We start from the raw sequence: 3705 nt of genomic DNA, 5'->3' as shown, positions 1-3705 counted from the left end.
AGTGTTACAAGTGGAAATGTGACGCAAACTTCGTCCAAGTAAGTCCCACAAGTTATCCAGCCTGAAACCGTCTGCTGTAGCCAGGCAGCCAATTTGTTGCTGACTTTGCGATAGTCGTTTTGCGCTGCGAAATGTGCTACACTCAATAAAGCGAGTTCGTTTTTGAAAGGAAAGTTATTGAATGAAACAATTGATATTGGCAGAAAAGCCAAGTGTGGCACGGGACCTCAGTAAGACTCTAGGTGCGACACAAAAACATAAAAATTATTTTGAAGGCGACAAGGTTGTTGTGACTTGGGCTTTAGGCCATTTGTTAGGCTTACAGATGCCGGAAGATCTCAACAAAAAGTGGGGGAAATGGCAGATGGAAACTTTGCCAATGCTCCCCAAGAAGATCGGTATCAAGCCGTTGCCTAAAACGCAGGGCCAACTAAAGACTATTTCAAGTTTAGCAAAAAGAAAAGATATTAAAGAAGCTGTGATCGCGACTGACGCTGGACGTGAAGGTGAGTTAGTTGCTCGTTGGATCTTGCAGTATATTCGTTTCAATAAACCTGTCAAACGTTTGTGGATCTCTTCGCAAACGAATAAGGCAGTTAAAGAAGGCTTCGCTTCCTTGAAGCCGGTTAAGGAATATGATAATTTGTATTATTCCGCTTTAGCGCGGGCTAAGGCTGATTGGCTAGTAGGGTTAAACGTGACCCGCGCCTTAACAGTTAAGTATGATGATAATTTATCAGCGGGCCGTGTCCAAACACCGACGCTAGCTCAAGTTGACCAACAAGCGCAAAAAATCAACCGGTTCAAACCACAGCAATATTACACGATCAGTTTGGATGTCGCTGGTCAAAAAGCAGACCGCCAGCAAAAAGATAAGTATCAGCTCAAGGATCTGCCAGCTGCACAAGAAATTGTCAAAGAACTTGAAACACATAGTGGGAAAGTCGTTGATATTAGTCAAAAAGATAAATCACAACAGGCACCGTTACCCTATGATTTGACAGAATTGCAACGGGAAGCCAACCAGATTTATGGCTATTCCGCTAAAAAAACTCTGTCATTAGTCCAAAGTCTCTATGAAATTCATAAGATCGTTTCTTACCCACGGACTGATAGCAAATATCTGAGCACTGACCTCAAGTCGACCATGAAGGAACGTTTGCAGGCCATCAGCAACTTAGTACCTGAGGCTAAACATTACTTGGCAAACGGCAGTCACGTTGTTTTGCAGAAGGCTTTTAATGACAAAAAGGTCACTGACCACCATGCGTTGATACCAACGGAGCAAAAGCCGCGTTATGAAAAGCTGTCGCAAGATGAGCACAGGATCTATAGTATGATCGTCAAACGTTTTGCGGGCTTATTTGCGCAGCCTTACCAGATAAAACAAGAAAAAATCACTGTTCAAACTGGTCAGGATATTTTCGTTTTTACGCAAGAAAAAGTCGTTGAAGCGGGATGGAAGACAGATAAAGTACAAGAAAGCAAACAAAGAGACTGGCAAATCGGTGAAAAAATTACGCCAAAGTTTAAGGTCTCGGCAAAACAAACTACACCACCAGCTCCCTTGAACGAAGGAAGTTTACTTGCCAAGATGGAGAAATACGGTTTGGGTACTCCGGCTACTCGAGCAGAGATCATTGAAAAGTTAGTTAAGACAGAATTGATGGAGAGAACAGGAAAAAGTTTGCAAGTCACACCAAAAGGCAAACAGCTCCTACACCTGGTAAATCCTGCCTTGATCACACCTGAACTGACTGCCAAGTGGGAAAAACAATTGGAACAGATCGCCCACGGGAAGTACAATAGTCAGAACTTTATTTCAGAGATCGAAAAGGAAACCGGTCAGCTTGTGGCTGAAATCAAAAACAGTCAGCAAAAATATCAGGACCATTCCTTGACTTCGAAGAAATGCCCTAAGTGTGGTTCTTTATTGAAAGAGAAGAATACTAGAAATGGCAAGATCTTAGTCTGCACTGCGCCGGATTGTGACTATCACCGGCGCGCCGAGGCGAAAGTTACTAACCATCGCTGCCCGCAATGTCACAGAAAAATGTTGCTGATCGAAGGCAAGAATGGAACTTATTTCCGGTGCAAGTACGATGGAACTACTGAAAAACCAACTGGTAAGAATAAGAAAATGACCAAGCATGAGGAAAAACGTTTGCTCAAAAAGGTCAATCAAGATGATGAACCGGTAGAAAGTCCATTGGCGGCTGCTTTGAAAAAAGCGATGCAAGAAAAGTAAGAGCCGGGTTTTCTTCGAAAAAGTAAAGAAGCAGCTGTTTTCACATTGACGTGAAGCAGCTGCTTTTAATTTTTATTTTATGTATAGCATGGGTCAAACGGGCATCAGCACGAATGACTCAAATATAATTAATCTTGGACCATGATCACTGTCATCATCTTGAAGTATAGTGATTCATACCATTTCATTCCACGTTCTTCAAATTCTTGTCTTTTTTGTTTACAATGTTCAGTCAAACCGCTAAATAACATCCGGTAAACTTTAGTATTGGTTATCCAATGATGAAAACGTGGAGAAACTTTGGATAAACCGAAAAATCCTGTGATCAAAAAAGGCAGTTGCGGCATAACCGGTAGAGCCAACCCGATCAAAGCTAAAGCAAATGCGACCACGGTCAGCAAACACCATAACACCTTAGTAATATTTTGCGTCAATAGGATCCCTCCTTAAAAACTTGGAGTCAAACGAATAATGGGGAATAGCTTCAACCAAGTTTACTTAACAACAGCCAACTTGGTTGAATGCTACTAGTAACTTACATTCAATTGTTTCTGATTATAGCACGTTGGCAGCGGTTTGAATATCGCAACGCTTATAAGAATTAGTTAAGGTGATTAATTAAATGTAAACGCAAAAATATTTTTTTATGAAGCAAAGTACGAATCCGCTAACAGAAAACTTTTAAGATAAAGTATTTTTTTAGACATGTGAAAGCGCAGTAAGCTTATTTCAAAAAATTACTGTCATACATTAGAAAAATATTTGGTTTTTTATATACAAACTGAGTTTAAAAAGTTTCACATTCTGTGTTAAAAATTTAATTTGAAAAAATTAAGATAATTTTCTTGCGTTCTTTGGCAAATGTCGTACAATATAATGTGTACATGCCTAAAAGTGAATGTTGAAGGTCTTCAATGAATCACGCATTTAGACATATAAATTTGTTGGGGAAATTAAATAATGGGGGGTAAATTGTGAGTTCGCTACAGAAGCTTATGACAGATCTAACACAGATCTTGCAGCTAACAAGTCAGCAGTATGAAGATGAGGAGTCGGCTAAGCTGGGGGCTATCGATGTTTATTATTTGGAAGCTATTTATCAGCTGAAACAACCGACGATCGGTAAGATTTCGCGGTTGTTAGGGCAATCGACGCCGAATACCAACTATCATATCAAGAAACTGATCAACATGGGTTTGATCGAAAAACGGATCGACCCATCCGATCATAGGGTCACTCACCTGACTACTACAGAAAGATATTCAGATAGTTTTAAAGCTAATGGAGAATTTTGGGAAACGTTGCAGCAACGTTTGGAAGACGAAATTGAACCGCGTGACTTTGCTATTTTTAAGCGGGTCCTTGGTCAAACGGTCGATATTGTTCATGAAGAGCTTTAAACAAGATCCATTATAATGAAAAAAACGGGGACTTTGTCAAATAGTGTTGATGGTCCA

3 protein-coding genes are annotated in these 3705 nt (G+C 40.3%); 2 read left to right on the top strand and 1 reads right to left on the bottom strand.

What is annotated here, in order from left to right:
* The first annotated feature begins 181 nt into the window (after nt 1–181).
* Nucleotides 182–2248 carry a DNA topoisomerase III gene (locus tag FC65_RS09495; RefSeq protein ID WP_056972488.1) on the top strand — a complete coding sequence of 689 codons (2067 nt, stop codon included), beginning with the start codon at nt 182–184 and terminating at the stop codon, nt 2246–2248.
* A gap of 128 nt (nt 2249–2376) precedes the next feature.
* Here FC65_RS09495 and FC65_RS09490 read toward each other — a convergent pair whose 3' ends face one another.
* Complete coding sequence (locus FC65_RS09490) at nt 2377–2682, bottom strand: DUF454 family protein (protein ID WP_010496821.1); 306 nt, start codon at nt 2680–2682, stop codon at nt 2377–2379.
* A 540-nt stretch (nt 2683–3222) separates the two neighbouring features.
* Between FC65_RS09490 and FC65_RS09485 the strand changes: the two genes are divergently transcribed.
* The gene (locus tag FC65_RS09485) at nt 3223–3648 is read left to right on the top strand and encodes a MarR family winged helix-turn-helix transcriptional regulator (RefSeq protein ID WP_056972487.1); all 426 of its coding nucleotides are present in this window, start codon (nt 3223–3225) and stop codon (nt 3646–3648) included.
* Nucleotides 3649–3705: the final 57 nt, after the last annotated feature.

This window comes from Ligilactobacillus acidipiscis DSM 15836 (assembly GCF_001435755.1).
Lineage (GTDB): Bacteria > Bacillota > Bacilli > Lactobacillales > Lactobacillaceae > Ligilactobacillus > Ligilactobacillus acidipiscis.
The sequence above is the reverse complement of the archived record's forward strand: the minus strand, read 5'-3'. Positions and strand labels throughout refer to the sequence as shown.